The organism is Catonella sp. (assembly GCF_052173895.1).
In the GTDB taxonomy this organism is placed as follows: domain Bacteria; phylum Bacillota; class Clostridia; order Lachnospirales; family Lachnospiraceae; genus Catonella.
The window spans coordinates 52,654-76,857 of record NZ_JBQMXS010000007.1; the positions used below are offsets into that span (position 1 = coordinate 52,654).

General features: G+C 36.1%; 27 protein-coding genes and 1 tRNA gene. 3 read left to right on the top strand and 25 right to left on the bottom strand.

Features of this window, described 5'->3' with window-relative positions; translation table 11 throughout:
• Positions 1-103: 103 nt before the first annotated feature.
• The 21 genes from acpP to tig all read right to left on the bottom strand — a co-directional run bounded on the left by acpP (position 104) and on the right by tig (position 18,555).
• Complete coding sequence (gene acpP, locus ACTTG8_RS02875) at positions 104-337, bottom strand: acyl carrier protein (RefSeq protein WP_442560619.1); 234 nt, start codon at positions 335-337, stop codon at positions 104-106.
• A 19-nt stretch (positions 338-356) separates the two neighbouring features.
• Entirely contained in the window at positions 357-1,367 is a 1,011-nt protein-coding gene (gene plsX, locus ACTTG8_RS02880; protein WP_442560620.1) for a phosphate acyltransferase PlsX, read from the bottom strand.
• A gap of 27 nt (positions 1,368-1,394) precedes the next feature.
• Positions 1,395-2,171 carry a CheR family methyltransferase gene (locus tag ACTTG8_RS02885; protein WP_442560621.1) on the bottom strand — a complete coding sequence of 259 codons (777 nt, stop codon included), beginning with the start codon at positions 2,169-2,171 and terminating at the stop codon, positions 1,395-1,397.
• A gap of 111 nt (positions 2,172-2,282) precedes the next feature.
• Positions 2,283-4,226, bottom strand: coding sequence for a bifunctional 4-hydroxy-3-methylbut-2-enyl diphosphate reductase/30S ribosomal protein S1 (locus ACTTG8_RS02890; RefSeq protein ID WP_442560622.1), 1,944 nt, complete (start codon positions 4,224-4,226; stop codon positions 2,283-2,285).
• Between the two features lie 24 nt (positions 4,227-4,250).
• Positions 4,251-4,928, bottom strand: a complete 678-nt coding sequence (gene cmk, locus ACTTG8_RS02895; protein WP_442560623.1) for a (d)CMP kinase — start codon at positions 4,926-4,928, stop codon at positions 4,251-4,253.
• 43 nt (positions 4,929-4,971) lie between these two features.
• A complete protein-coding gene (locus ACTTG8_RS02900; protein ID WP_442560624.1) occupies positions 4,972-5,343 on the bottom strand; it encodes a RidA family protein in 372 nt (123 codons plus the stop codon).
• A gap of 23 nt (positions 5,344-5,366) precedes the next feature.
• Complete coding sequence (locus ACTTG8_RS02905; RefSeq protein WP_442560625.1) at positions 5,367-6,605, bottom strand: NAD(P)/FAD-dependent oxidoreductase; 1,239 nt, start codon at positions 6,603-6,605, stop codon at positions 5,367-5,369.
• On the bottom strand, positions 6,598-7,125 hold the full coding sequence (locus ACTTG8_RS02910) for a hypothetical protein (protein ID WP_442560626.1): 528 nt from the start codon (positions 7,123-7,125) through the stop codon (positions 6,598-6,600). The genes ACTTG8_RS02905 and ACTTG8_RS02910 overlap by 8 nt, the downstream gene beginning before the upstream one ends.
• Before the next feature lie 54 nt (positions 7,126-7,179).
• Positions 7,180-7,662, bottom strand: a complete 483-nt coding sequence (locus ACTTG8_RS02915) for a CinA family protein (RefSeq protein ID WP_442560627.1) — start codon at positions 7,660-7,662, stop codon at positions 7,180-7,182.
• Complete coding sequence (gene pgsA, locus ACTTG8_RS02920; RefSeq protein ID WP_442560628.1) at positions 7,662-8,201, bottom strand: CDP-diacylglycerol--glycerol-3-phosphate 3-phosphatidyltransferase; 540 nt, start codon at positions 8,199-8,201, stop codon at positions 7,662-7,664. Before pgsA ends, ACTTG8_RS02915 begins: the two co-directional genes overlap by 1 nt.
• A 12-nt stretch (positions 8,202-8,213) precedes the next feature.
• On the bottom strand, positions 8,214-9,608 hold the full coding sequence (gene rimO / locus ACTTG8_RS02925; RefSeq protein WP_442560629.1) for a 30S ribosomal protein S12 methylthiotransferase RimO: 1,395 nt from the start codon (positions 9,606-9,608) through the stop codon (positions 8,214-8,216).
• Between the two features lie 13 nt (positions 9,609-9,621).
• Entirely contained in the window at positions 9,622-10,107 is a 486-nt protein-coding gene (locus ACTTG8_RS02930) for an LURP-one-related/scramblase family protein (protein ID WP_442560630.1), read from the bottom strand.
• Positions 10,108-10,392: 285 nt separating this feature from the next.
• Entirely contained in the window at positions 10,393-11,580 is a 1,188-nt protein-coding gene (locus ACTTG8_RS02935) for a glycosyltransferase family 4 protein (protein WP_442560631.1), read from the bottom strand.
• Positions 11,581-11,738: 158 nt separating this feature from the next.
• A tRNA-Sec gene (locus ACTTG8_RS02940) sits at positions 11,739-11,835 on the bottom strand.
• A gap of 45 nt (positions 11,836-11,880) precedes the next feature.
• Positions 11,881-12,117, bottom strand: coding sequence for a DUF3343 domain-containing protein (locus ACTTG8_RS02945; RefSeq protein WP_442560632.1), 237 nt, complete (start codon positions 12,115-12,117; stop codon positions 11,881-11,883).
• A gap of 9 nt (positions 12,118-12,126) precedes the next feature.
• Positions 12,127-12,723, bottom strand: coding sequence for a sulfurtransferase-like selenium metabolism protein YedF (yedF, locus tag ACTTG8_RS02950; RefSeq protein WP_442560633.1), 597 nt, complete (start codon positions 12,721-12,723; stop codon positions 12,127-12,129).
• A 111-nt stretch (positions 12,724-12,834) separates the two neighbouring features.
• Positions 12,835-13,971, bottom strand: coding sequence for an aminotransferase class V-fold PLP-dependent enzyme (locus ACTTG8_RS02955; RefSeq protein WP_442560634.1), 1,137 nt, complete (start codon positions 13,969-13,971; stop codon positions 12,835-12,837).
• A 2-nt stretch (positions 13,972-13,973) separates the two neighbouring features.
• On the bottom strand, positions 13,974-15,287 hold the full coding sequence (locus tag ACTTG8_RS02960; RefSeq protein WP_442560644.1) for a replication-associated recombination protein A: 1,314 nt from the start codon (positions 15,285-15,287) through the stop codon (positions 13,974-13,976).
• The gene (gene clpX / locus ACTTG8_RS02965; protein WP_442560635.1) at positions 15,287-16,576 is read right to left on the bottom strand and encodes an ATP-dependent Clp protease ATP-binding subunit ClpX; all 1,290 of its coding nucleotides are present in this window, start codon (positions 16,574-16,576) and stop codon (positions 15,287-15,289) included. Before clpX ends, ACTTG8_RS02960 begins: the two co-directional genes overlap by 1 nt.
• A gap of 16 nt (positions 16,577-16,592) precedes the next feature.
• Positions 16,593-17,177 carry an ATP-dependent Clp endopeptidase proteolytic subunit ClpP gene (gene clpP, locus ACTTG8_RS02970; protein WP_442560636.1) on the bottom strand — a complete coding sequence of 195 codons (585 nt, stop codon included), beginning with the start codon at positions 17,175-17,177 and terminating at the stop codon, positions 16,593-16,595.
• A gap of 19 nt (positions 17,178-17,196) precedes the next feature.
• On the bottom strand, positions 17,197-18,555 hold the full coding sequence (gene tig / locus ACTTG8_RS02975; protein WP_442560637.1) for a trigger factor: 1,359 nt from the start codon (positions 18,553-18,555) through the stop codon (positions 17,197-17,199).
• 235 nt (positions 18,556-18,790) lie between these two features.
• Here tig and ACTTG8_RS02980 point away from each other — a divergent pair, with 235 nt between their 5' ends.
• A complete protein-coding gene (locus tag ACTTG8_RS02980; RefSeq protein ID WP_442560638.1) occupies positions 18,791-19,915 on the top strand; it encodes a GGDEF domain-containing protein in 1,125 nt (374 codons plus the stop codon).
• 108 nt (positions 19,916-20,023) lie between these two features.
• Here the strand turns inward: ACTTG8_RS02980 and ACTTG8_RS02985 are convergent, their stop codons facing one another.
• The 3 genes from ACTTG8_RS02985 to asd all read right to left on the bottom strand — a co-directional run bounded on the left by ACTTG8_RS02985 (position 20,024) and on the right by asd (position 22,196).
• Positions 20,024-20,521 carry a Gx transporter family protein gene (locus ACTTG8_RS02985; RefSeq protein ID WP_442560639.1) on the bottom strand — a complete coding sequence of 166 codons (498 nt, stop codon included), beginning with the start codon at positions 20,519-20,521 and terminating at the stop codon, positions 20,024-20,026.
• A gap of 11 nt (positions 20,522-20,532) precedes the next feature.
• Positions 20,533-20,934 (bottom strand): NusG domain II-containing protein, encoded by a 402-nt coding sequence (locus ACTTG8_RS02990; RefSeq protein ID WP_442560640.1) that lies wholly within the window; start codon positions 20,932-20,934, stop codon positions 20,533-20,535.
• Between the two features lie 179 nt (positions 20,935-21,113).
• Positions 21,114-22,196: an aspartate-semialdehyde dehydrogenase gene (gene asd / locus ACTTG8_RS02995; RefSeq protein ID WP_442560641.1), complete on the bottom strand. Its 1,083-nt coding sequence runs from the start codon at positions 22,194-22,196 to the stop codon at positions 21,114-21,116.
• Between the two features lie 197 nt (positions 22,197-22,393).
• On the opposite strand from asd, the gene ACTTG8_RS03000 reads away from it, so the two are divergent.
• Positions 22,394-22,906 (top strand): flavin reductase family protein, encoded by a 513-nt coding sequence (locus ACTTG8_RS03000; protein WP_442560642.1) that lies wholly within the window; start codon positions 22,394-22,396, stop codon positions 22,904-22,906.
• Between the two features lie 30 nt (positions 22,907-22,936).
• The gene (gene trpS / locus ACTTG8_RS03005) at positions 22,937-24,019 is read left to right on the top strand and encodes a tryptophan--tRNA ligase (protein WP_442560643.1); all 1,083 of its coding nucleotides are present in this window, start codon (positions 22,937-22,939) and stop codon (positions 24,017-24,019) included.
• Positions 24,020-24,137: 118 nt separating this feature from the next.
• Here trpS and ACTTG8_RS03010 read toward each other — a convergent pair.
• Positions 24,138-24,204: S-adenosylmethionine:tRNA ribosyltransferase-isomerase (locus ACTTG8_RS03010; protein ID WP_442560645.1), on the bottom strand; the 67-nt coding region annotated here is incomplete at its 5' end.

Sequence of the window (24,204 nt, forward strand, 5' to 3'; positions counted from 1 at the left end):
TTAATTTACCTATATGAAAGTTTACTTTCGATATAAGGCAAGTATAGCTAACTATCAAAGACATTTTACTACAATATTTAGTACCTACTTGTTTTGACTTATACTACTGTTCACTAGCTTCTTCAAGTTTTTCCACAGCATCGCCCACAGTAACTATTGATGTAATTGCATCATCTGGAATTTCAATACCGAACTGCTCTTCAATTTCCATAACAATCGATGTAAGGTCTAATGAATCTGCCCCCAAATCATCAACAAACTTTGTATCAGGAGTAATACTGTTTTCGTCTACATGAAGTACTCCTGCTACAATTTCCTTAATTCTTTCAAATTCCATACTTCCTCCTTACGCCAGTTTATTCTGACAAATATTCTTTAATTTTATTATTAATGCCCTGTTTCTTAAAACTTATACATTGAATAAGAGCATTTTTTATTTCATTATGTTTAGCATTTCCATGTGTCTTTACTACCAACCCGTTAAGTCCAAGCATTGGTGCTCCGCCATGTTTAGTGGCATCAAATTTTGACAATGTATTTTTAAGTGCTTTTTTTGAAAGCATTGCACCCAGCTTACTAAGAGTAGTGCTTAAAAGTCCCTTTTTTATTTCCTCTAAAAGCACCCCTGCAACTCCCTCATAAAGCTTAAGAATAGCATTGCCCACAAATGCATCACACACAATTACATCTGCATCTCCATAAGGTATCTGTCTCGTCTCAATACTGCCTGTAAAATTAATGTCAGTACAGGATTTCAATAAAGGGTAAGTTTCTTTTACGAGAGCATTTCCCTTTTCTTCCTCTACTCCCACATTTACTATAGCCACCTTAGGATTCTTAATTCCTATTACATTCTCCATGTAAATAGAACCCATAATCGCATACTGAACTAGATGTGCAGACCTAGAATCTACATTTGCTCCACAGTCAATAAGGAGTGATACTCCTTTCTGTGTAGGCAAAAGAGAGGCAAGTGGAGAACGCTCTATCCCTTTTAATCTACCTACAACCAGCTGACCACCTACTAAGACAGCTCCTGTAGAACCTGCCGATACAAAAGCATCAGCCTCTCCTTCCTTCACAAGTCTCATTGCAACTGATATAGAAGAATCCTTTTTCTTTCTTATTGCCATTACCGGTGCTTCATCATTTGTTATAATTTCCGGTGCTTCTACTATTTCAAGTAGTTTCCTATCTACCGAAATTCCTTCTGAAATTAATTTATCTAAATTCTCTTCAATTAGTCCTGTCTGACCAGTCAAAAAAACCTTAAGCTCTTTATTTTCACTTACAGCAAGAACTGCTCCTTTTATTATTTCATACGGAGCATTATCCCCACCCATTACATCTAATGCAACTTTAATCATCTTATCATTCATCACCTATTTTTTTATTTACTGCTTGATATAGAAAAACGAGTACTGCGGTTTAAATCCAATGCTTGTAGACTGGATAATCTGCTCTGTACTTCCTACAAAAAGCACTCCTTCCGGCTTTAGCACAGAATGAAACTTCTTAAACACTTCATTTTTTGCCTCATCAGTAAAATATATAACTACATTTCTGCATACTATCATAGAACATCCGGCAGGGTAAGGATCTTTAAGTAAGTTGTGTTTTTTAAACTCCACTCTAGCCTTTATATCATCATTAATCTTATATGATGTTGCTGTAAGCTTAGTAAAATACTTCTCCAAAAATTCCTTAGGAAGTCCCTTTACACTATTATAGCTATAAACTCCCATTTTTGCTTTTTCAAGCACCTGATCATCTATATCAGTCGCTATTATTCTTATCTGATTAAGCGGTAAAAATTTTGAAAGCAACATAACAAGAGAATAAGGCTCATCTCCTGTAGAGCAGGCAGCACTCCATATTTTTATATTTCTTCCATGTTTCTTCATAAGATATGGAATTATATCCTTCTCAAGGATTGCCCACTGCTCTGGATTACGCCAAAATTCAGATACATTTATTGTAAGATAATTTATAAAAGCTGCATAAAGCTCCTTATCAGTTTTTAAACCTCTCACATACTCATCATATCCCTTAAATCCATTTTTGGAAATAAGAGAATCTATTCTTCTCTTCATCTGCTTTTCTTTATATGCATCTAAATCAATTGAAGACAAGGTATAGATCTGCTTTTTAAAACTTTCGTAGTCATTCATACTTCCCCTCCGATTAATTTATTTCTCTTTCTACTTTTATATTCTCATTATGATAAATTAAAAACTCAGCTCATACAGAACTAACTGCACAAGCTGAGTATGCTCAATTTATTATTCTGCCTTATTCTCATCTTCAGAAGTTTTTTCTTCAGTTTCATCTGCTCCAACTAAAAGAGCCTTGATAGAAAGTGAAATCTTCTTTGTCTCAGCATTGAAATCGACAATCTTAGCTGTTACCTCTTCGCCGGTTTTAAGCACATCACTTGGTTTTTCTACATGATTAGCTGCTATCTGTGACACATGGAGCAGGGCATCAACTCCAGGCTCAAGTTCAATGAAAGCACCAAAATCTGTCATACGAGCAACCTTACCCGAAACTATATTGCCAACAGCAAACTTCTCTTCAGCTCCTGCCCAAGGATTCTGATCCTCAAACTTAAGGCTTAAAGCAATCTTCTCACCCTGAATATCCTTAACAAAGCTCTTAACCATATCGCCAACCTTAAATACTTTCTTAGGATTCTCGATATGACCCCAGCTCATTTCAGAAATATGGAGAAGTCCATCTGCTCCGCCAAGATCTATAAATGCTCCGAAATCAGTTACATTCTTAACTGTTCCATCTACAACCTGACCAACTGCAAGTTTCTCGAAAAGTGCCTTCTTAAGCTCACTCTTCCTTGCTGCAAGAATCTGCTTTCTGTCACCGATTACTCTTCTCTTCTTAGGATTGAACTCGCTAATTACAAACTCAATCTCTTCTCCTGCATACTTATCAAGATTCTTCTCATAAGTATCAGATACAAGGCTTGCAGGGATGAATACTCTTGCCTCATCAACTACAACACTTAAGCCGCCATTGAGCACCTGTGTAACCTTTGCCTTAAGTACTTCCTTGTTGTTAAATGCCTCTTCAAGACGCTTATTGCCTTTCTCTGCAGCAAGACGCTTATATGTAAGAAGTACCTGTCCATCTCCATCGTTAAGTTTAAGCACCTTAACTTCCATCTCATCTCCAACTTTAGCAACTGTAGTAAGATCAGTAGGAGTATTAGAGTACTCATTCTTTGTAAGAATTCCATCAGCTTTATATCCAATATTAAAAATGATTTCATCTTCCTTAACAGCAATCACCTGTCCCTTTACCACTGCACCAGTGTGTACCGGATTCTTTAAAGACTCCTCCTGTTCTAACATTTCTGCAAAACTCATTTCAGCCATCTTGGTCCGAACCTCCTCAATAATATTATTTGGGGTTGAAGCCCCTGCTGTAATACCTACGCAACGAAATTTTTTTAGTTTTCCCAGGTCCAAGTCCTCAGGTGTATGTATATAGTAAGTATCAACACATTTTTTTATACAGATATCGTATAATTTTTGAGTGTTGGAGCTATGTCTGCCGCCAACTACTATCATTGCATCAGCCTTCTCTGCAAGTTTCTCTGTTTCTGTCTGCCTTTCAGCGGTAGCATTACAGATAGTATTCAAAACAATACTATAATATCTCTTTTTCTTAAAAATTTCAACTATATCTTGAAATTTATTTAAATTAAATGTGGTTTGAGCTAAAATAACATGAGTTTTCTCAGAGTTTTTCGAATAATTTAGAGCCTCTTCTACACTCCCTATAATAACAGGCTCTGTTAAACACCATCCTTTTATCCCAATAACTTCAGGATGATTTTCTGCTCCTACAATCACAATCTGATTATTAGAATTTTCTGAATACTCTTTTGCAAGCTTATGTATTTTTTTTACAAAGGGACAGGTTGCATCCTTGTAGCAAACTCCCATTTCAGAAAGTTTATCATAATCTGACTTAGGGACTCCATGTGAACGAATTATTAAAATACCTTCATCTAGTTCTTTCATTTCATCCAAGTCATTTACAACCTTTACTCCTTTTTCTTCAAGCTCTTTTACCACAATTTCATTATGGATTATTTCACCATAAGTGTATACAGGTTTTCCTTCATCAGAAAATTTATTTGCAAGCTCCACTGCTCGCCTTACTCCAAAGCAAAATCCTGCATTTTTAGCAACCTTTATTTCCAAATATAGTTTCCTCTTTCTAACTAACTACTTAAATTCCGAATTTCTATCCTTAGCAATTTTTATTATAACCTCAACCACTTCTTCTATGCTAAGTGCTGAGGTATCTACTAATACAGCATCCTTCGCCTGTACTAACGGCGAAACTGTTCTATTCATATCCTGCTCATCTCTACTTTTAATATCGGACATAATATCCTCTATATTAACACTTTCACCTTTTTGTGTAAGTTCTTTATATCTTCTCTCTGCCCTTACCCTTACATCTGCAGTCAAGAAAATCTTAACACTTGCGTTAGGAAGTACCTTAGAGCCTATGTCTCTTCCATCCATAACTACAGGTCTTTTTTTTGCAAGCTCTCTTTGTAGGTTTAACAGTCTTGTTCTCACTTCAGGTATGACTGCGAACTTAGACGCAGCATTGCTAATCTCAGGCTTTCTTATCTTTCCACTTACATTTTCATCACCGAGTATAACCTGCTGTTCACCATTTTCGTAAACAATATCAAGCCTTATATCTTCAAGTTCACTTTTTATCCTGTCAAGCTCATCAACACCTATACCTTTTTCAGTCATAAAAAAAGCTATCGCCCTAAACATTGCTCCTGTATCTACATAAATCAAACCCAGTTTTTCAGCCACTTTTTTAGCTATTGTGCTTTTACCTGCTCCTGCCGGTCCATCTATTGCAATTTCTTTATTCATCTGTTCCTCTTTTTGTTTTGAAGCATTCTCTTCATTTTATTTTTTATTTTGAAGCAATAGCTTCAATCTCAACTAAAGCACCTGCCGGAAGTGCCTTAACAGCAAAGCATGATCTTGCAGGCTTACTTACAAAGTATTTCTCGTATACTTTATTAAAAGCTGCAAAGTCTGACATATCTGCAAGCAGACAGGTAGTCTTAACTACATTATCCATAGTAAGTCCTGCTGCCTCAAGTACTGCCTGCACATTCTTGCAGGACTGCTCTGCCTGAGCCTCAATCCCCTCTGCCTCAATCTTGCCCACAGCAGGATTAATAGGTATCTGTCCACTTGTAAAAACAAGGTTAGAAAGTTCTACTCCCTGACTATATGGTCCTATTGCTGCCGGTGCCTTATCTGTACTTATTTTTTTCATTTTAATCATCCTCCATTTTATATTTATTCTACTACATTACTTCCTGCTACAAATCCTGTTGACCAAGCAATCTGTAAATTAAAGCCTCCTGTAAGAGCATCCACATCCAAGACTTCGCCCGCAAAATAAAGCCCCTTTATTTTCTTAGACTCCATTGTTTTAGGATTAATCTCCTTTACCGAAACTCCACCTTTGGTAATAACCGCTTCTTCATATCCTTTAAGACCTGTTATATGCAAGGTAAAATGCTTAAGTAAGTCTATTATAACACTTCTTTCTACTTTAGTTAAGACCCCCGCCTTTTTTTCTACATTAATTCCGGTTCTTTCCAAAAAAACAGGAATTAAACTCTTTGGCAGAAGTTTATCGAGTGCATTTTTTAGTTCCTTTGCCTTAAACTCATTAAAATCCCTTAAAATTCTTGCATCCAACTCTTCTTCAGAAAGTGCAGGCTTTAAATCTATATTCAAGATACCACCCTCTTTATAAAACAAATCTCCTGCTATACTACTTGCAGAAAGTATCAGTGGTCCACTCACACCATTTCTTGTAAAAAGCATTTCCCCAAGTTCATCAAATAAAGTCTTCTTACCCTTTTTTACACTTACCCTTACATTTTTTAAGGAAAGCCCCTCTAACTCTTTGATAAATTTTTCTTTTACAAGTAAAGCTACAAGACTCGGTCTTAATTCTTTTATTTCATGACCTGCCTGCTTTGCAAACTCATATCCATCTCCTGTCGAACCTGTCGACTTATACGACAATCCTCCGGTAGCTACTATTACCTTATCAGCGTCTACAACCTTACCATCCCTTAGCTTGATTCCAATTATCTTTGTTCCATCTTCAGCAATAACAAGTGACTCTACAGGGGTATTATAGCGTACCTTCACGCCTTCTTTTTCCATAGCCCTATCAAGAGCCTTAATTACATCTGAAGAATGGTCGCTTACAGGGAATACCCTATTTCCTCTTTCTATCTTTACAGGACAGCCTAAAGTTTCAAAAAACTTAATCACATCCTCACTCGTAAATGCTGAGTAAGCACTATACATAAATTTCGGGTTCCTGATAGTATTTTTAACAAGTTCTGTATTTTCCACTGCATTAGTAATATTACATCTTCCTTTACCTGTAATATAAATTTTCTTTCCTGTCTTCGCATTTTTTTCAAATACAGTAACTTCATTTCCATTCTTTGCCGCAAATATTGCTGCCATACTTCCTGCAGCCCCTGCTCCAATAACTAAAACTTTACTCATCTGCCATAAACGGCTTTTCCTCAGACAGTTTAAGCTGTTCTGAAATATAAGCCTCTCCATTCAATTTAAAATATACTTTTTTGTAGTCCTCAAAATTATCCAAAATACTATATGAAATACACTCTAAAACCATCGCCTCTGATACTTTATTCTTCTTTCCAAACGGATGTTTTTTATCCGCCACATTAAAGTTTAAAGTGATAGAATCGCCTTCTTTTCGTACATCCGTCTCAACATCATCTATTAGGTCATCTAATTCCAACATAACCGACTCAATCATGGTATTCACATCCATGTTATCACCATCTATACTCTTTGGCACAACCTGTTCATCTTCTATCGTGTACAGTGTAATTTTTTTAGCTGTAACACCAACAAGACTAGACTTTAACGAAATTCCTTCAACCTCAATACTATTAGAAACCATATCGTCTACAGTCTTTTCTTTATTGCCACAGGAAGTTATAAAAATTATCACAATAAAACAGCAGGTAAAGATGCCTTTAAATATTTTAATCATAAAAACCTCCTTTCCTAACATCTGTAAACATAGAATATGGAGTTTTATTGTCAATTATATGGCAGATAAAATAATTTTTAATGCCTCTTCAACTGTCTTATTCCTAATTTCAGTCCTATCTCCATCAAACAAAAACCTATAGGAAACTTTAGTAAGTCGTCCTATTGATTTATCACGCATACAAAGTCCAATATGCACAGTACCTACCGGTTTTTCCTTACTTCCTCCAAGTGGTCCTGCAATACCCGACACAGCCACTGCCAAGTCTGCATCAGCCTTACTCAATGCTCCCTCAGCCATCTCTATCACCACTTCATCACTTACTGCACCAAACTCTCTTATACTCTCTTCTTTTACTCCAAGCAATCTTATTTTAGCCTCATTAGCATAGGTAATATAACCTTCATTAAAGCAGCCTGATGCTCCTGAAACATCTACTAGCCTTGCTGCAATAAGCCCTCCCGTACAAGATTCTGCTGTTGTAATCTTAAGATTTTCTGCCAATAAATTCTTAACTACTTCTTCTTCAAGTTTCATTATTTTGTTTCCTTTAAAACTTCTTTATTTTTTATTATATAATCCACTAAAGAAATGACAGTAAGTACCAATGATCCCCATATAAGTATTTCTTCAATCAGCTGCCAAATAGGATTTATAAAATGAAAAATCAGCATAACACTCATAACCATTTGGAATACTGTTTTAAGTTTTCCCCAGTAACCTGCTGCAATCACTATTCCTTTATCCGCAGCCACCAGCCTGAAACCGCTTATTATAAATTCACGACTCAAAATTACAATTACCATCCAAGCCGGCATAAGCCCCTTAGCCATAAAGCAGATTAATGCAGACTGTACAAGTAGCTTATCCGCTAACGGATCCATAAACTTTCCAAAATTGGTAACCAGATTATAACGCCTTGCAATCTTTCCATCCACAAAATCTGAAAGTGAGGCTATTATAAATATAACTCCTGCAATAACCTCATTGTATGGAATTTCCTTAATTAACATACATGCCACAAAAAAAGGTATTGTAAGCATTCTAAATACCGTAATCTTATTAGGCAGATTCATCTTTCACTCCTCCTAGACCAGAACTCCGAACAAGTCATATTCATTTGAGCCGGTAATCTCAACTTCCACAAATTCTCCTGATAAAATTTCATACTCAGATTCAAAAAATATCTGTCCATCTACATCAGGAGCATCCATATAAGTTCTACCTATATAAACTTTTTTGCCATACTCCCTAGCTTTTATTAAAGCCTCAATACTTTCTTCATTTACAGAATCATTAGACAGCATCCCCTCTACAAATACTTCATAAACCTTGCCTATCCTACTCTCAGCCTTTTCAGCTGAAATCTCCTGCTGAAGTTCCATAATTTCATTTCTTCTAGCTATTTTTACATCCTCATCTACCTGATCTGCCATTTCTGCTGCCGGAGTACCTTCTTCAGCTGAGTACGTAAATACTCCAAGTCTATCAAATTCCATTTCGTCTACAAAGTTATACAATTCCTTGAAGTCTTCCTCTGTTTCTCCCGGAAAACCCGTAATAAGTGTGGTTCTAAGAGCAATATCCGGAATTTCCTTACGAAGTTTTGCAATCTTCTCCCTAATTTCAGCTTGATTTGTCCTTCTTGCCATCCTCTTAAGCATAGAATCAGAGCTGTGCTGTATAGGCATATCTATGTAATGACAGACTTTTTTTTCATTTTTTATAGCCTGAATAATCTCATCTGTAATTTCTTCCGGATAACAGTATAACAGTCTTATCCATTCAATTCCACTAATTTTTGATAATTCATGCAATAAATTCGGCAAAGCTTTTTTTCCGTATATATCAACTCCATAAAGAGTAGTTTCCTGTGCGACAAGTATAAGTTCTTTTGTGCCCATAGCTGCAAGATTTTCAGCCTCTTTTAATATTGTTTCCATAGGTAGACTTCTAAAATTTCCACGAATATATGGGATAATACAATAAGTACAACGTTTATTACAGCCTTCTGCTATTTTTATATAAGAGGACATTTCTCCTGCCGGTACAAGCCTATGCTCTTCACCCCCTGCAAGTCGGTCAAGTTCTTCTATATAAAGCTGTTTTTTTTCTACATTCTTTTTAGATTTTATCTCTTCTATAGCTTTTACTATACTATCATACGCAGTTGTACCAACAACAGCATCTACCTCAGGAAGTTCATCTGTAATCATTGACTGATATCTCTGTGCAAGACAGCCTGTTACAACCACTCCCTTAAGTTTACCTTCTTCTTTAAGCCTGCCTATCTCAATTATTGTATTTATACTTTCTTCCTTTGCATCTCCAATAAAACAGCAGCTATTTACTACACCATAATCTGCCTCATAAAGCTCATCTGTAATCTCATAACCTGCCTTATTTAAAAGTCCAAGCATAATTTCTGAATCCACAAGATTTTTATCACATCCAAGTGAAACTAAATATATTTTTTCTGCCATTTATTCTCCAATTCTAATTATTTTCTTCTCCATCTTTTATATTATCTACTGCTATTAAAAGTGCAATCAATGCTTCTTCAAATTCAGCATCAATTACACGAATAACATAGGTATCTCCCCAAGTCAAAAATTGTTTACTTATATTACCTACCTCTATTCCGTTATTAAATACTCCAAAATCCATATCCCAAAAACTTCCTTCAAGCCTCAGAGAATAATCATCTGAAAATATATCAATAGATTTCTTAAAAAATGTAAAATTCTGTTTAATTATGGCTGACTTTCCATTGCTAAAATCCACTGTAAACTTCGGCATAAAAGTAAGTACCTGCCTGTTTATTACAAATGCCTCTGTTCCATCCATACGGCTCACATGAACAGTATTTCCTATAAGTCTGAAATCCTGATCTACATGATAAATCGGATTCTGATTGGCATCCATCACATCATAGTGGTCGGTTATTTTAAATACTTTCTGCTTTATATATAATTCGTACATATCAATCTCCTCCTCAATGAAACATCCATAAATTGTTCTATGATGCCATTGTCAAACATATTAAATACTCTTATAATAGTATATAATAAAATGATAATATAATCAAATATCGAAAAAAAAGCATATAATACTTTCATAGTTTTTATCTATAAATAAACATTAGCTATATGATTAAACAATTTTACAAATTCCCTTTTATAATGTATTATAATATCATCTCTGGTTCACACAATACCATCATATGTTAATAAAAAGTAGGCATCTGGGAGCCTACTTTTTTATTTTTTATCCCAAAACTTTCTTCAAAATATTCTCCCAAGAAAGGTTTAACACAGTGATAGCATCGGCCTCAGATTTGTCTTCCATGGTTTCAGAAATAGTTCTTGCTAATCGTTCTTCAAAATCAGGCAGTTCCTCTTTAACTGGTTCATCCATATTTTCTAAGGTAGGCAGTTTCACATATCTGATATTAGCTTTAGGTGCATTTTTGTCAAAAAATTCTCTCACTCCCGGAAGTTCAGTTACTACCACTTTCATTCCACAAGCTAATGCCTCTATAACCACAAGTGGGATAGCATCAAAAAATGAAGGCAGTACAAAAATATCATTCTCCCTATACTTCTTAGCTACCTCAGACGGAGTAAGTCTACCGGTAAAGCTAATCTTATATTTACATTTTTCTGCCAAATCTTTAATAATCGCTAATTCTTCCTCATTACCCGCTCCTCCTACCAAAGTAAGTTCAACTTCATTTTGAGCATAATCAATCTTGTCAAGACTTTTAATCAGACTCATTACTCCCTTTTTCTCTGCAATTTTTCCGGTAAAAAGCAAGCGTTTCACATCACCACTCTCTCTTCTTCCATCAACATTAAAAATATTCTGATTGTATCCAATTCCTACAAGTGTAATTTTATCAGCTTCTACTCCATATGTTCTTACAATTTCTTCTGCTTGAGCCTCTTGTGGTGCAAATATTCTATCTAGTTTTCTTATATTATTAATAATAAATTCTCGTTCTAAATTATGCTTTCCCATCTGTCTTAAATCCGTATTATGGCAGAAACCATACACCTTAAGCTCAGAAAATTTCTCTCTTACAAAGCTTGTAAGCAAGTACAGATGATGACAAAGTATAATATCCGGCTTAATTTCATCTACTGCCCTATCAATCACAGTTAAAAATTCACTCTTATACTTTTCTTCCATATCCTCCGTCATGTCACAATATCTCGTACTCTCATACGGCATTTCATCAGACATACCAAAAATATTAAAGGGCAATCCCTCAGAATTAAAATATACCGGATAAAACTTAGTTTCTCTAGGTAGGTTTATTCCATCTTCCTTATATACTCCGGCCACAACCCCTTGAATATGCCCCTCTTCTGCGAGTACTCTAACTAATTCCGTAAGATAAATTCCACTTCCTGTTGACATAGGTTTCTGAGCTATTATGCTTAAAATTTTCATACATTCTCCTTAAAAAATATGCATTTACAAACTTCGCACAAACTATAATCTCTCATAGAATTTTTTATTTACTAGGTAATTTTCTCAAAATTTAGTAATAAATAAAAAAGGATACTGCACTTGGCAGCACCCTAAAACGGATATTCTCCGATATATTCTGGCGAAGGCGTGTGAGAATCGAACTCACCCGGGACGCAAACGCGCCCTACACTGGTTTTGAAGACCAGGAGGCACACCAGTTACCTAACCGCCCCCAAAGGACAACAAGAATATTATATATCTTTTTTTATGGTCTGTCAATTATATTATACAATAATGTATAGCCTGCTCCTTAAGCCCTGCCAAATCAAGAACTTCTCTTATTCTCTTCTCATTATCAGGAGCAGAGCACCAAGCAAGCCCACAGCCGGCTGAGATTACTTTCGGCACAGGAATCATTCTTCCTGCAACATTATTCTCTACACATACTATTTCCATCTTCATTGCATCTGTTGTATTGCTAAATGTAACCACTATCTTAGGCTCTTTTGCTCTCATTAATACCTCTTAAGGACGAATAACACTGCCCGAATCAGCCATAGTCTGGGCAATGTCATACATATTGGATACCTGTCCCACACTAAGTTTATCAGCTATTCCATAGAAATTAAGACAGGTGCCGCAAGTCATTATATTCACTCCTGCTTTCTCAAGGTTCTTAAGATCCTCCAAAGATGCAGAACCTTCCACTGTAAGATATGCACCACCGTTATAGAATATTATATTGTCAGGAGTAGGTGTTACATTTGTAAGAGCAAAAATATATGCTTTCATCAAATTTTTACCAAGTTCATCATCTCCACTTCCCATTGTAGAACCGGAAATAACTACTGTAGTAGGCCCCGACTTCTTTTCACCATCGTTCTTTATTTCCTCACCCTCAGGCTTTACTTCAATTCTTACTACAAACTCTTCCTCCGACTTTTTCTCGCTTGCTGCGTTAAAGTTATTTTTTCCTGCAAGTTTTAGTAGGTTCTGAACTGCTGTCTCATTATCAACTGTAACTTCAACAATGCCTTCCTCTGTAAATTCTTCAATGGCTTTTTTTGCTGTTACTACCGGCAACGGACAAGCCATACCCTTACAGTCTAATTTCTTCTCCATAGCTACCTCCATACATTTTTATTTATTAAAGTCTATCATTTTCACAAGGATTAGTCTAATAGACTATAACTATAAATAGATAGCATTATAGTACTTATCTATCAAATATTCCTATTCCTCAGCCAATGTTTTCACTGCATTAATTGCCTTATCTATCTCTTCTTCCGTATTAAAATGCGAAAAACTGAATCTTACAGCTCCCTGGTCTATTGTTCCAAGTGCTTTGTGCATAAGAGGTGCACAATGTCCCCCCGACCTTGTAGCTATCTCAAATCTTTCAAAAAGTTCATCACTTACGGCTCCCGACTCATAATCAGAAAGATTTAGCGAAACTATCGGACAACGATCTTTTGTCTCAAAATCTCCATATATTTTGATTCCCTTAATGTCCTTTACTCCATTGTAAAATCTCCACATAAGGGCTATCTCCCTGTCATGAATTTTCTTCATGCCAAACTCATTAATATAGTCAACAGCCGCATCAAGTCCGGCTATCCCATGTCCATTAAGGGTACCTGCTTCAAGTCTAGTTGGCATTTCTAAAGGCTGGTATTCATTATAAGTCTGAACTCCTGTACCACCTGAAAGATAAGGTTGAACCTCTACTCCTGTTCTTACATAAATACCGCCTGTCCCCTGTGGTCCTAAAAGCCCTTTGTGTCCTGTAAAGCAAAGAATATCTATATTCAGTTCTTTTACATCTATCTTAAATACTCCTGCCGTCTGAGATGCATCTACCACAAAAATAAGCCCATGTCTTTTTGCAATCTCTCCAACTCGCCTTATATCAACAAGATTTCCCGTAAGATTTGAACCTGCAGTTGTAATTATAGCCTTTGTATTAGGCTTTATAAGACTTTCAAATTCTTCGTAACAAAGTCTTCCAAGTTCATCAGCTCCAACAAATGAAAGATCCACTCCTTTATCACGCATCTGATAGAGCGGACGAAGTACAGAATTATGCTCAAGACAGGTTGAAATTACTGCATCTCCCTTTTTTAATACACCCTTGATAGCTATATTTAAGCTCTCAGTAGCATTCATCGTAAATACTATGTTAGACGGCCCTTCCGCATTAAAAAACTTAGCCAATTTCAGCCTTGTAGAAAAAACTGTTCTAGATGCTCCGAGAGATGCAGAATGTGTACCTCTTTCAGCATTACCAAGTGTTGTAAGTGCATTTGTTACAGCCTCTACCACCTCTTTAGGTTTCACCCTTGTTGTCGCTGCATTATCTAAGTAAATCATCCTCATCCCTCCCTATATTTTCTGATTTCTTCAAGCCTTGCCTTAAATTCTTTTTCTGCTCCCATCCCATGTGGTTCATAGTAGTGCCTATCCGCCAACACTTCAGGAAGACATTTCATCTTAGTTATCTTTTCTTCATAGTTATGTGCATACTGATAGCCTTTACCATAATCAAGTTCAGCCATAAGTTTTGTTGGAGCATTTCTTATATGAAGTGGTACAGGTTCTGAAAATGTCTTTGCTACATCATCTCTAGCCTTAAAATACCCTACTTCCATTGCATTTGATTTAGGTGCTAATGCCATATATGTGACAGCTTCCATAAGATTCACACTGCACTCCGGCATACCAATATAATGACAAGCTTGATATGCAGCTACAGCTAAAGGAAGGGCATTAATATCAGCTAGCCCAACATCTTCACTTGCAAATCTTATAACTCTTCTCGCTATATACAATGGCTCTTCTCCTGCCTCAAGCATTCTAACCAGCCAATATATAGCCGCATCTGGATCAGAATTCCTCATAGATTTATGCAAAGCAGAAATCAAATTATAATGCTCTTCACCATTTTTATCATAGAGCAACGCTTTCTTACCGGTACACTGTTCCACTATTTCCTTTGTAACTACAGTTTTTTCTTTGGTAAATTCACCATTGTTTATAGCCATTTCAAGGGTATTAAGAGCCGTCCTTGCATCACCATTTGAAAATAAGGCTATTGCATATACCAGCTCATCAGCTATTTCTACATTAAGCATACCAAAACCTTTTTTATCCCGCAACGCCCTTGTTAAAAGTTTAGCAATATCTTTCGTAGTAAGCTGTTTTAATACAAATACCTTACATCTGGATAGCAACGCCGCATTAATCTCAAAAGAAGGATTTTCAGTTGTCGCCCCTATCAAAATTATACTTCCCCTTTCTACGAAAGGAAGAAAAGCATCCTGCTGTGCCTTATTAAAGCGATGAATCTCATCAACAAATAACACAGTTTTCAACCCTAGTCTTTTAGTTTCATCTGCTTTAGCCATTACCTCTTTAATTTCCTTAATTCCGCTGGTAACTGCACTAAAATTAATAAACTCTGCCTGAGTCTTAGCCGCTATTATCCCCGCCAAAGTAGTTTTCCCTACTCCGGGCGGCCCCCAGAATATCATAGATGATATATTATCATTTTCTATAAGCCTTCTTAATAGCTTACCTTCACCAATTAAATGTTCTTGGCCCGCAAATGCAGAAAACTCCTCTGGCCTTAACCTGTCAGCCAGAGGAGTAACATTACGGCCTGTGTCAAAAAAAGACATCTGTTCCATCATGCTATTTCGCCTTTATTACTTGTTTTTTTCTTAAAACTTATTCCTTTTTTAGGAGGCTTATCCTCAGAATAAATAACCTGTGGTTTTTCCTCACCCTTTACAGCTGCTGCAGTAACTATGCACTTAACTGCTTTTTCCTCAGACGGAATGGTAAACATAGTATCAAGCATAGTCTTCTCCATTATAGCCTTAAGACCTCTTGCTCCTGTTTTCCTTTCAGCAGATTGCTTCGCTACTTCTCTTATCGCATCTTCTTCAAACACAAGTTCTACACCATCAAATTCAAGAAGTTTCTTATATTGTTTAATCACAGCATTTTTAGGTTCAGTAACTATTCGCATAAGCGCATTCTCGTCAAGCAGATCAAGAGCAACAACTATAGGTACTCTACCTATGAACTCAGGAATCATTCCAAATTTCACAAAATCTTGTGGAGCTATCTGCTTCAGTGTATCAGATATATTATTTTTAGACCTATCCTCAACTTCACCACCAAATCCTATTGATTTTTTATCAATTCTAGACTCAATGATTTTTTCAATTCCATCAAAAGCCCCACCACAAATAAACAATATATCCTTAGTATCTATCTGCAAAAACTCCTGATGTGGATGCTTTCTTCCACCTTGTGGAGGTACTGATGCCACCGTACCTTCAAGCATCTTAAGCAAAGCCTGCTGTACACCTTCACCTGATACATCCCTTGTAATCGAAGTATTCTCAGACTTTCTTGTAATTTTGTCTATTTCATCAATGTAAATTATACCATGCTCTGCCCTGTCTATATCATAGTCTGCTGACTGAATAAGTTTTAAAAGCACATTTTCAACATCCTCACCTACATAACCTGCTTCTGTAAGAGTTGTCGCATCAGCAATGGCAAAAGGCACATTTAATAGTTTTGCTAAGGTCTGTGCAAGATAAGTCTTACCTGAACCAGTAGGCCCTACCATTACTATATTGCTTTTTTGCAGTTCAACATCCAAACTCTTACCCATAGAAACTCTTTTATAGTGATTATAAACTGCTACGGCAAGAGCTTTTTTCGCATCATCCTGTCCTATTACATATTGATCCAAAAAATCTTTAATTTGCTCAGGCTTATATAGGTTAAATCCTGTAATTTCTTCGTCCATTTCAAATTCTTCTTCTATAATTTCTGAACAAAGACCAATACATTCATCACAGATATAAACCCCCTGTCCTGCAATAAGCTTTCTGACCTGATCCTGCGGTTTTCCACAAAATGAGCATTTTAATTTACCCTGTTCATTACTCTTCGCCATCTACAATTCCTCGATTCTATGCTCTCTTGCTAACTATTTCATCAATGAGACCATAAGTCTTAGCCTCTTCTGCAGTCATAAAATTATCACGCTCGGTATCTCTTTCAATCTCTTCTATTGGTCTTCCTGTATTAGCTGAAAGCATCTCATTCAACTTACGACGTGTCTTGATAATATTATCTGCAACAATCTTAATATCCGATGCCTGTCCCCTTGCACCACCTGAAGGCTGATGAATCATAATCTCTGAATTAGGAAGTGCAAACCTCTTTCCCTTCGCACCACCTGCAAGAAGGAAAGCTCCCATACTTGCTGCAAGCCCCATGCAGATAGTTGACACATCACATTTAATATAATTCATAGTATCATAGATTGCCATTCCGGCTGTAACAGAACCTCCGGGACTGTTTATATATAGATGGATATCTTTAGACGGATCTTCTGCTTCAAGAAAAAGTAACTGCGCTATTACAATATTTGCAGAATAATCTGTTACTTCTTCACCCAAAAATATAATCCTGTCTTTCAGCAGTCTAGAATAGATATCATACTGTCTTTCGCCCTGGCTAGTCTGTTCAATAACATAAGGAGTTAAACTCATACCTTACCTCCAGTACTATTTATTCTTCAGTTGTCTCTTCTTTCTTCTTTCTTGGCTTTCTTGTAGCCTTCTTTGGTGCTTCACCTTCCTCAGATTCTACTGCAGCATCTCTGATGAAGTCAACTGCCTTAGATACTGCAAGATCAGTCATCATGCTCTTCTTCTCTTCTTCGCCGATAGACTCTTTAAGCTTTTCTATTTCAATATTATAAGCCTTTGACATTTCCTCAAGCTCTTTGTTAAAGTCTTCTTCAGATGCCTCTATATTCTCAGCCTTAACAACTGCCTCAAGCACAAGTCTACTCTGAATTCTCTTAAGAGCCTGTGGCCTGAGATTCTCCATAAATGTATCAGGACTCATTCCTGTAAACTGGAAATACTGCTCAGGACTAAGACCCTGCTGGCGAATTCTATTTGCAAAGTCCTGCGCCATCTGACGAGTCTGTGACTCTATCATAGCTTCTGGAATATCCATCTTAGCTAACTCAATTACCTTATCAATAGCAGCCTCTTCCTTTGCACTCTTAGCTGTATTAGCTTTACGCTCAGATACTCTCTTTGTAAGAGCCTCTTTGTACTCAGCTACAGTATTATATTCACTTACATCCTGCACAAAATCATCATTTAACTCAGGAAGTTCCTTACGCTTAATCTCTTTAAGGACTACCTTAAATACTGCCGGCTTTCCTGCAAGAGCCTTTGCATGATACTCTTCTGGGAAAGTAACGTTTACATCGAACTCATCATTAACTTTATGCCCAACAATCTGGTCTTCAAAACCTTCAATAAAAGCATGAGAGCCAAGTGTAAGTGGATAATTCTCACTCTTTCCACCTTCAAACTGCTCACCATCTACATAACCATCAAAATCAATAACAGTTTCATCACCGTTTATCGCCTCACCATCTTCAACTTTGATAGTTCTTGCATTTTTATTTCTGTCAATATCAATTTCATTATTAAGTTCCTCTTCTGAAACCTCTGTATCAACCTTAGGAACCTGCACTCCCTTATACTCTCCAAGTTCAACCTCCGGCTTAGTTGCAACTGTTGCTGTAAATATAAAAGACTTTCCTTTCTCAATCTGTGTTACTTCTATCTCCGGCTGTGAAACTATCTCTAAGCCACTTTCATTAGCAGCTTCCTCGTAAGCTGCACCAATAATTTCATTTGCTGCATCTTCGAAAAATACTTCTGCACCATACATTTTTTCAATCATAGCAAGAGGTGCTTTTCCCTTACGGAATCCAGGAACAGCAATTCTGTTCTTCTGCTTATGATATACCTTATTAATTGCTGCTTCTAGTTCTTGTGCTTCTCTTTCAATGGTAAGCTTCACCATATTTTTTTGTTCTAAATTCTCAATCTGTACACTCATGTTTTATTATATCCTCCTTAAATTATAGCTAAATATATGCTATGACAGTATATCATTATATCATATGAAGTTAAAAATTACAAGAGTTCTTATAAATTCGGCAGAGCGCCAACTATAAGCCATGATTGACAGTCATATAGATTTATGATATTCTAATATAATCGATTAGTTAATATTATATTTTCAGATTACTTCTAATTTTATTATTGTTGATTGGAGCATTGAATTTACGACCATGAAAATTAAGAGAAATGATAAGAAAAAATTTGCTGTCCAGTCTGAGCTTTCTGCCTTAGATGCTTATATAAACCGAGTCTATGGAATAATTTTATTTTTAATTCCACTCCTTTGTTTATGTGCCAGTGCAACGATTACAACCCTTCATTATATTGGATGGTATCCTGATGTTAATGAATTTGCTATGTGGATGTTTGTACTCTCAGATTTTATTTATTTGTTTATAGGAATTTACTTTATTCGTACCGGTTTTGATGAAGATGGATTTGTAAAGCCTCAGAAATTAAAAGTGGCGAAATTTATAATCATCGCAATTATAATTATACAATGGAATGGAATCTCATATATTTGGCCTTTTAATGATTTTTGGGCATATGCCGTCCTCTTTGTTGTAGTCACCGTTTTTTTCTTTGACCCTCCTTTAGTAACAATTGCAACTGCAGGAGTTGTCATATCAATGTTTATTTCTTGGGTAATTAACGGCGACAGACTATTACCTGTAAGAGATGAATATTTCTTAGTAAATATGACTCTTCGTTATATAGGTTTATTCTTAATGCTTTTATGCATTAATCTAGTCTCCTATTTCGGTGGAAAATTTTTTGTTGAAGAACTGGAAAAATATGTAAATTATGATTCACTCACACATTTACTAAATCGTAAAAGTCTGAATCATTATTTAAAATCTCTCTATAGAGATGTAAAAATTAAACATAGTACTTTCTGTATTTTACTTATGGATATTGATAAATTCAAAAGCATTAATGACACTTATGGTCATGACTGTGGAGATGAAGTTCTAAAAAATATTGCTAACACCATCGTACGAGGTGTCAAAAACAATGACCATGTTTTTCGCTGGGGTGGAGAAGAAATTCTTGTTTTACTAAAAACCGATGAAAAACAGGCTATTGAGACAGCTGAGCGCATAAGAAAAGAAATAGAAAATACTCCTGTAGTATATCGTAATGAAATAACCGTCCCTGTAACCATGACGATAGGAATAACTCCATATACAGAAGGTAGCACCATTCAGCAAATGCTTGATGAAGTGGATGCAAAACTATATTACGGAAAACGAAACGGAAGAAATCAGGTTGTTAATATTTTACCAAAGAATTAACAGTCTATCTAAAATATAAAAATAACCAGAATGTAATTTAAAGCTACATTCTGGTTATTTTTTAGCTTTATTAAATCCTGCTTTTCAATGTCTACATAGCTTAATAGTTTATATAAAATCAACTATTTTTTCAGTCCTTTTCAAAATCTCCTCTCCAATTATACCTATTAATGCTCCGGTTATAACCCCAATAAATATCATATAATAAAGATAAGAAAAGACTGCTGGTAACTTCAAAAGTACCATAGCACAAAACAACTGACCGATATTATGAGTTACCCCACCTGCTATACTTACTCCCACTATCCCAAAAAAATCTGTTTTTTTTAGAACTGCCATTATAACAAAACTTAGAATTCCTCCTGAAAGCCCATAAATTGCACTGTATGGATTTCCAAAAGTAAAACCTACCAAGACAATTCTTATTATGGACACCGTAATACCTGTTCTCAATCCACCTGTATACATAGCTAATAAAACTATTATATTCGCAAGTCCAAGTTTCATTCCCGGAACATGAAAATTAAATGGAATAAGCACCTCTATGTAGCTTGCAATAAACGCCAAAGCCACCAGTATTCCATACATTGATACCTTCTTTGCCACTCTCTCCCTCCTCAGCCTGAAACCCCATCTATAACTGCTTCATCATTTTCACTGTCTTCTATCTTAACTACAATCCTATTTGGCAAACATACAAGCATTTCTCCCGTTCTCGCTATCTTCCCCTGCTTTACACACTGCTTGTCCGGACAGTTTGCTTCTAATATATAGGCTTTTCCATCTTTTATGATAAGAGTATTTTTCCCAAGATGGGAGCCTTCAAGTTCATATCTCGCATTTTTTGAAAGAGGATATTTAGCTATCTTTTTACCATCAACAGATACAACAACATTTTTTCTCAATACATCCGCAGAACTTACATTTATCAAATCTATCACAAATAATGCAGAGGATAGAATAAGCAAGGTCAGTCCTAAAACAATATCATGTAATCTTTTTTTCTTATTTTTGTCCATCAGTCTTATCTCCATTGCTAACAGCATTAAAGCAACTTTATAATAAACTTTCTTATAATTATAACATTCTAACCGTAATTTTTCAAAACTTCTTTAATAATCAAAGCTGCCAACAAATAGAAAATACCTCAAAGCTATATCAAAAGCTCGAGGCATTTTTCTTTTAAATATTCTATTTTTTATTTTTTCTCAATTCTTCCCTGTTTTACAAGAAGTTCTGCTATCAGCACCGCACCGCCTGCCGCTCCTCTTAAAGTATTGTGTGAAAGTCCTACAAACTTGTACTGGAAAAGACTATCCTCACGAAGTCTTCCTATCGAAACTCCCATCCCTCTTTCGTAGTCTACATCAAGTGCTACCTGAGGACGGTTATCCTCTTCAAGATACTGTATGAAATTTTTTGGCGCACTTGGAAGTTCTAATTCCTGCGGAAGTCCCTTAAAGTTTCTCCATCTTTCTATCATCTCTTCCTTAGACGGCTTTTTCTCAAAATCTACAAACACAGCTGCTGTATGTCCGTTAAGCACAGGAACTCTTATACACTGAGTTGTAATAAGAGGGGCTTCCGCCTTAACTATTACGCCATTTTCAACCTTCCCCCAAATACGGAGTGGTTCCTGCTCGCTCTTCTCTTCTTCTCCGCCAATATAAGGAATAATATTAGAAATCATTTCAGGCCAATCCTTAAAATTCTTGCCGGCTCCCGAAATAGCCTGATAAGTTGTAGCTACCACTCGTACAGGATTAAACTCTTTAAGAGCATGAAGAGCAGGAGTGTAACTCTGAATAGAGCAGTTTGGCTTAACTGCTATAAATCCTTTTTTCGCACCAAGACGCTGCTGCTGAAATTTAATTACTTCAAGATGTTCCGGATTGATTTCAGGTACTACCATAGGCACATCAGGTGTCCAGCGATGAGCTGAGTTATTAGAAACTACCGGAGTTTCTGTCTTAGCATACGCTTCTTCTATCGCCTTAATTTCATCCTTAGTCATATCTACGGCACTGAAAACAAAATCTACTTTTTCACTAACCCTTTCAACCTCATTTACATTATCAACTATTAAGTGCTTAATTTTCTCAGGCATAGGGGTTTCTAACTTCCATCTGTCACCTACCGCTTCTTCATAAGTCTTTCCTGCACTTCTTGGAGATGCGGCCACACAGACAACTTCAAACCACTCATGATTTTCAAGCAGAGATATAAACCTCTGTCCCACCATACCTGTTGCACCTAATACGCCAACTCTTAACTTTTCCATATTTATTCTCCTTGTCTTCCTCTCGTAGACATTTGTCTTTTAAGTATAACGGCTATACTACTACTTTTTATCATAAAATTCAAGGATATTTTATATTTTTTTTATTTTTAGCAAATCTTTACAAAGGTATAGAAACTATTATCTATTTTTGATATACTATTACTATTCTTTGAAAAGCTAAACTTAGGAGGTTTTAAATGGCACATACGTTTCAGCCTTATACAAATGACATACTTACTCTTAATCCATTTCAAATTAATGAAGAACCTGCCCTACTTACTTGTGGAGAAGAGGGCAATGTAAACACCATGACCATATCTTGGGGAGGCATGGGAGTAATATGGAATAAAGATGTTGGTTTTGTTTTTGTAAGAGGCAGCAGATATACCAAAGAATTTCTTGACAAGTATAATACATTTTCAATAACACACTTTGCTCCAAATAAAGCCACAGGACTTATGCTTAAGTATATTGGAAGTGTTTCCGGTAGAAATGAAAATAAAATTAACAATGCAAAATTCCACGTAGAATATCACAATGGAACCCCTTATATTGACGAAGGCAGGGACATTATCATTATGAAAAAACTCTCCGTAACTAAGCTTAACCCTGAAGACTTCATCGACCCGACTATTGATGAAAGGTTCTACGGTGACAAAGATTATCATTATATGTACATAGGCGAAGTGCTACAGCTTATGTCAAGATAAATGTTATTATATATGAAAGAAGGAAATTAAATGTCTAAAATTATTTTAACCGGTGATAGGCCTACCGGCAAACTCCATTTAGGCCACTACGTAGGCTCTCTAAAGAGAAGGGTTGAACTTCAAAATTCCGGAGAGTTTGATGAAATATACATTATGATAGCTGATGCACAGGCACTTACTGACAATGCTGAAAATCCTGAAAAAGTAAGGCAAAATATAATAGAGGTTGCTCTTGATTATCTTTCAGTGGGACTTGACCCTGAAAAATGTACTCTCTTTATCCAGTCTCAGATACCTGAACTTTGCGAGCTGTCTTTCTATTACATGGATTTAGTTACAGTTTCAAGACTCCAGCGTAATCCTACTGTAAAATCTGAAATTCAAATGAGAAATTTTGAAACAAGTATACCTGTTGGTTTCTTTACCTATCCTATCAGCCAGGCTGCTGATATTACTGCATTTAAGGCAACTCATGTACCTGTCGGAGAAGATCAGGAACCAATGATAGAACAGACTCGTGAAATAGTAAGAAAGTTTAATTTTACTTACAGTGATGTTCTTATTGAGCCAAATATCATGCTTCCGGATAACGAGGCCTGCAAGCGTCTTCCCGGCACAGACGGAAAGGCTAAAATGAGCAAATCTCTCGGAAACTGTATCTATCTTTCAGACAGTGCTGAAGAAGTAAAAACAAAAGTAATGAGTATGTATACAGATCCTGACCATGTAAAGGTAAGTGATCCCGGCAAAATAGAAGGTAATACTGTATTTACATATCTTGATGCCTTTGTAAAAGAAGACAGTTTTAGCAAATATCTTCCTGAATACGAAAATCTGTCTGCTCTTAAAGCTCATTATCAAGCCGGCGGACTTGGCGATGTGAAGGTAAAACGATTCTTAAATGCAGTCCTTGAAGAAGAGCTTGAGCCAATTAGAGCAAGAAGGAAAGAATATGAGAAAAACATTCCTGCTGTATATGACATCCTCAAAAAAGGCAGTGAAAAAGCCGAAAAAACAGCAGCCAAAACCCTTTCCGAAGTTAAAACAGCAATGAAAATTAACTACTTTGACGATGTAGAGCTTATAAAAGAACAGAGTGAAAGATTTAAATAAAAATCTAAACCAAGCTTAAACTCCGAAGAATGCATTATTAAAATGCTCCCTTCTTCGGAGTTTTTAGTATTACCAGCCACTTATTTATTTTAAAAATTCCATAAAATATCTTCTTATACTAAATAAGTATCATAGCATCTCCAAAAGAAAAAAATCTATACCTCTCACCTACTGCTGTCTCATAA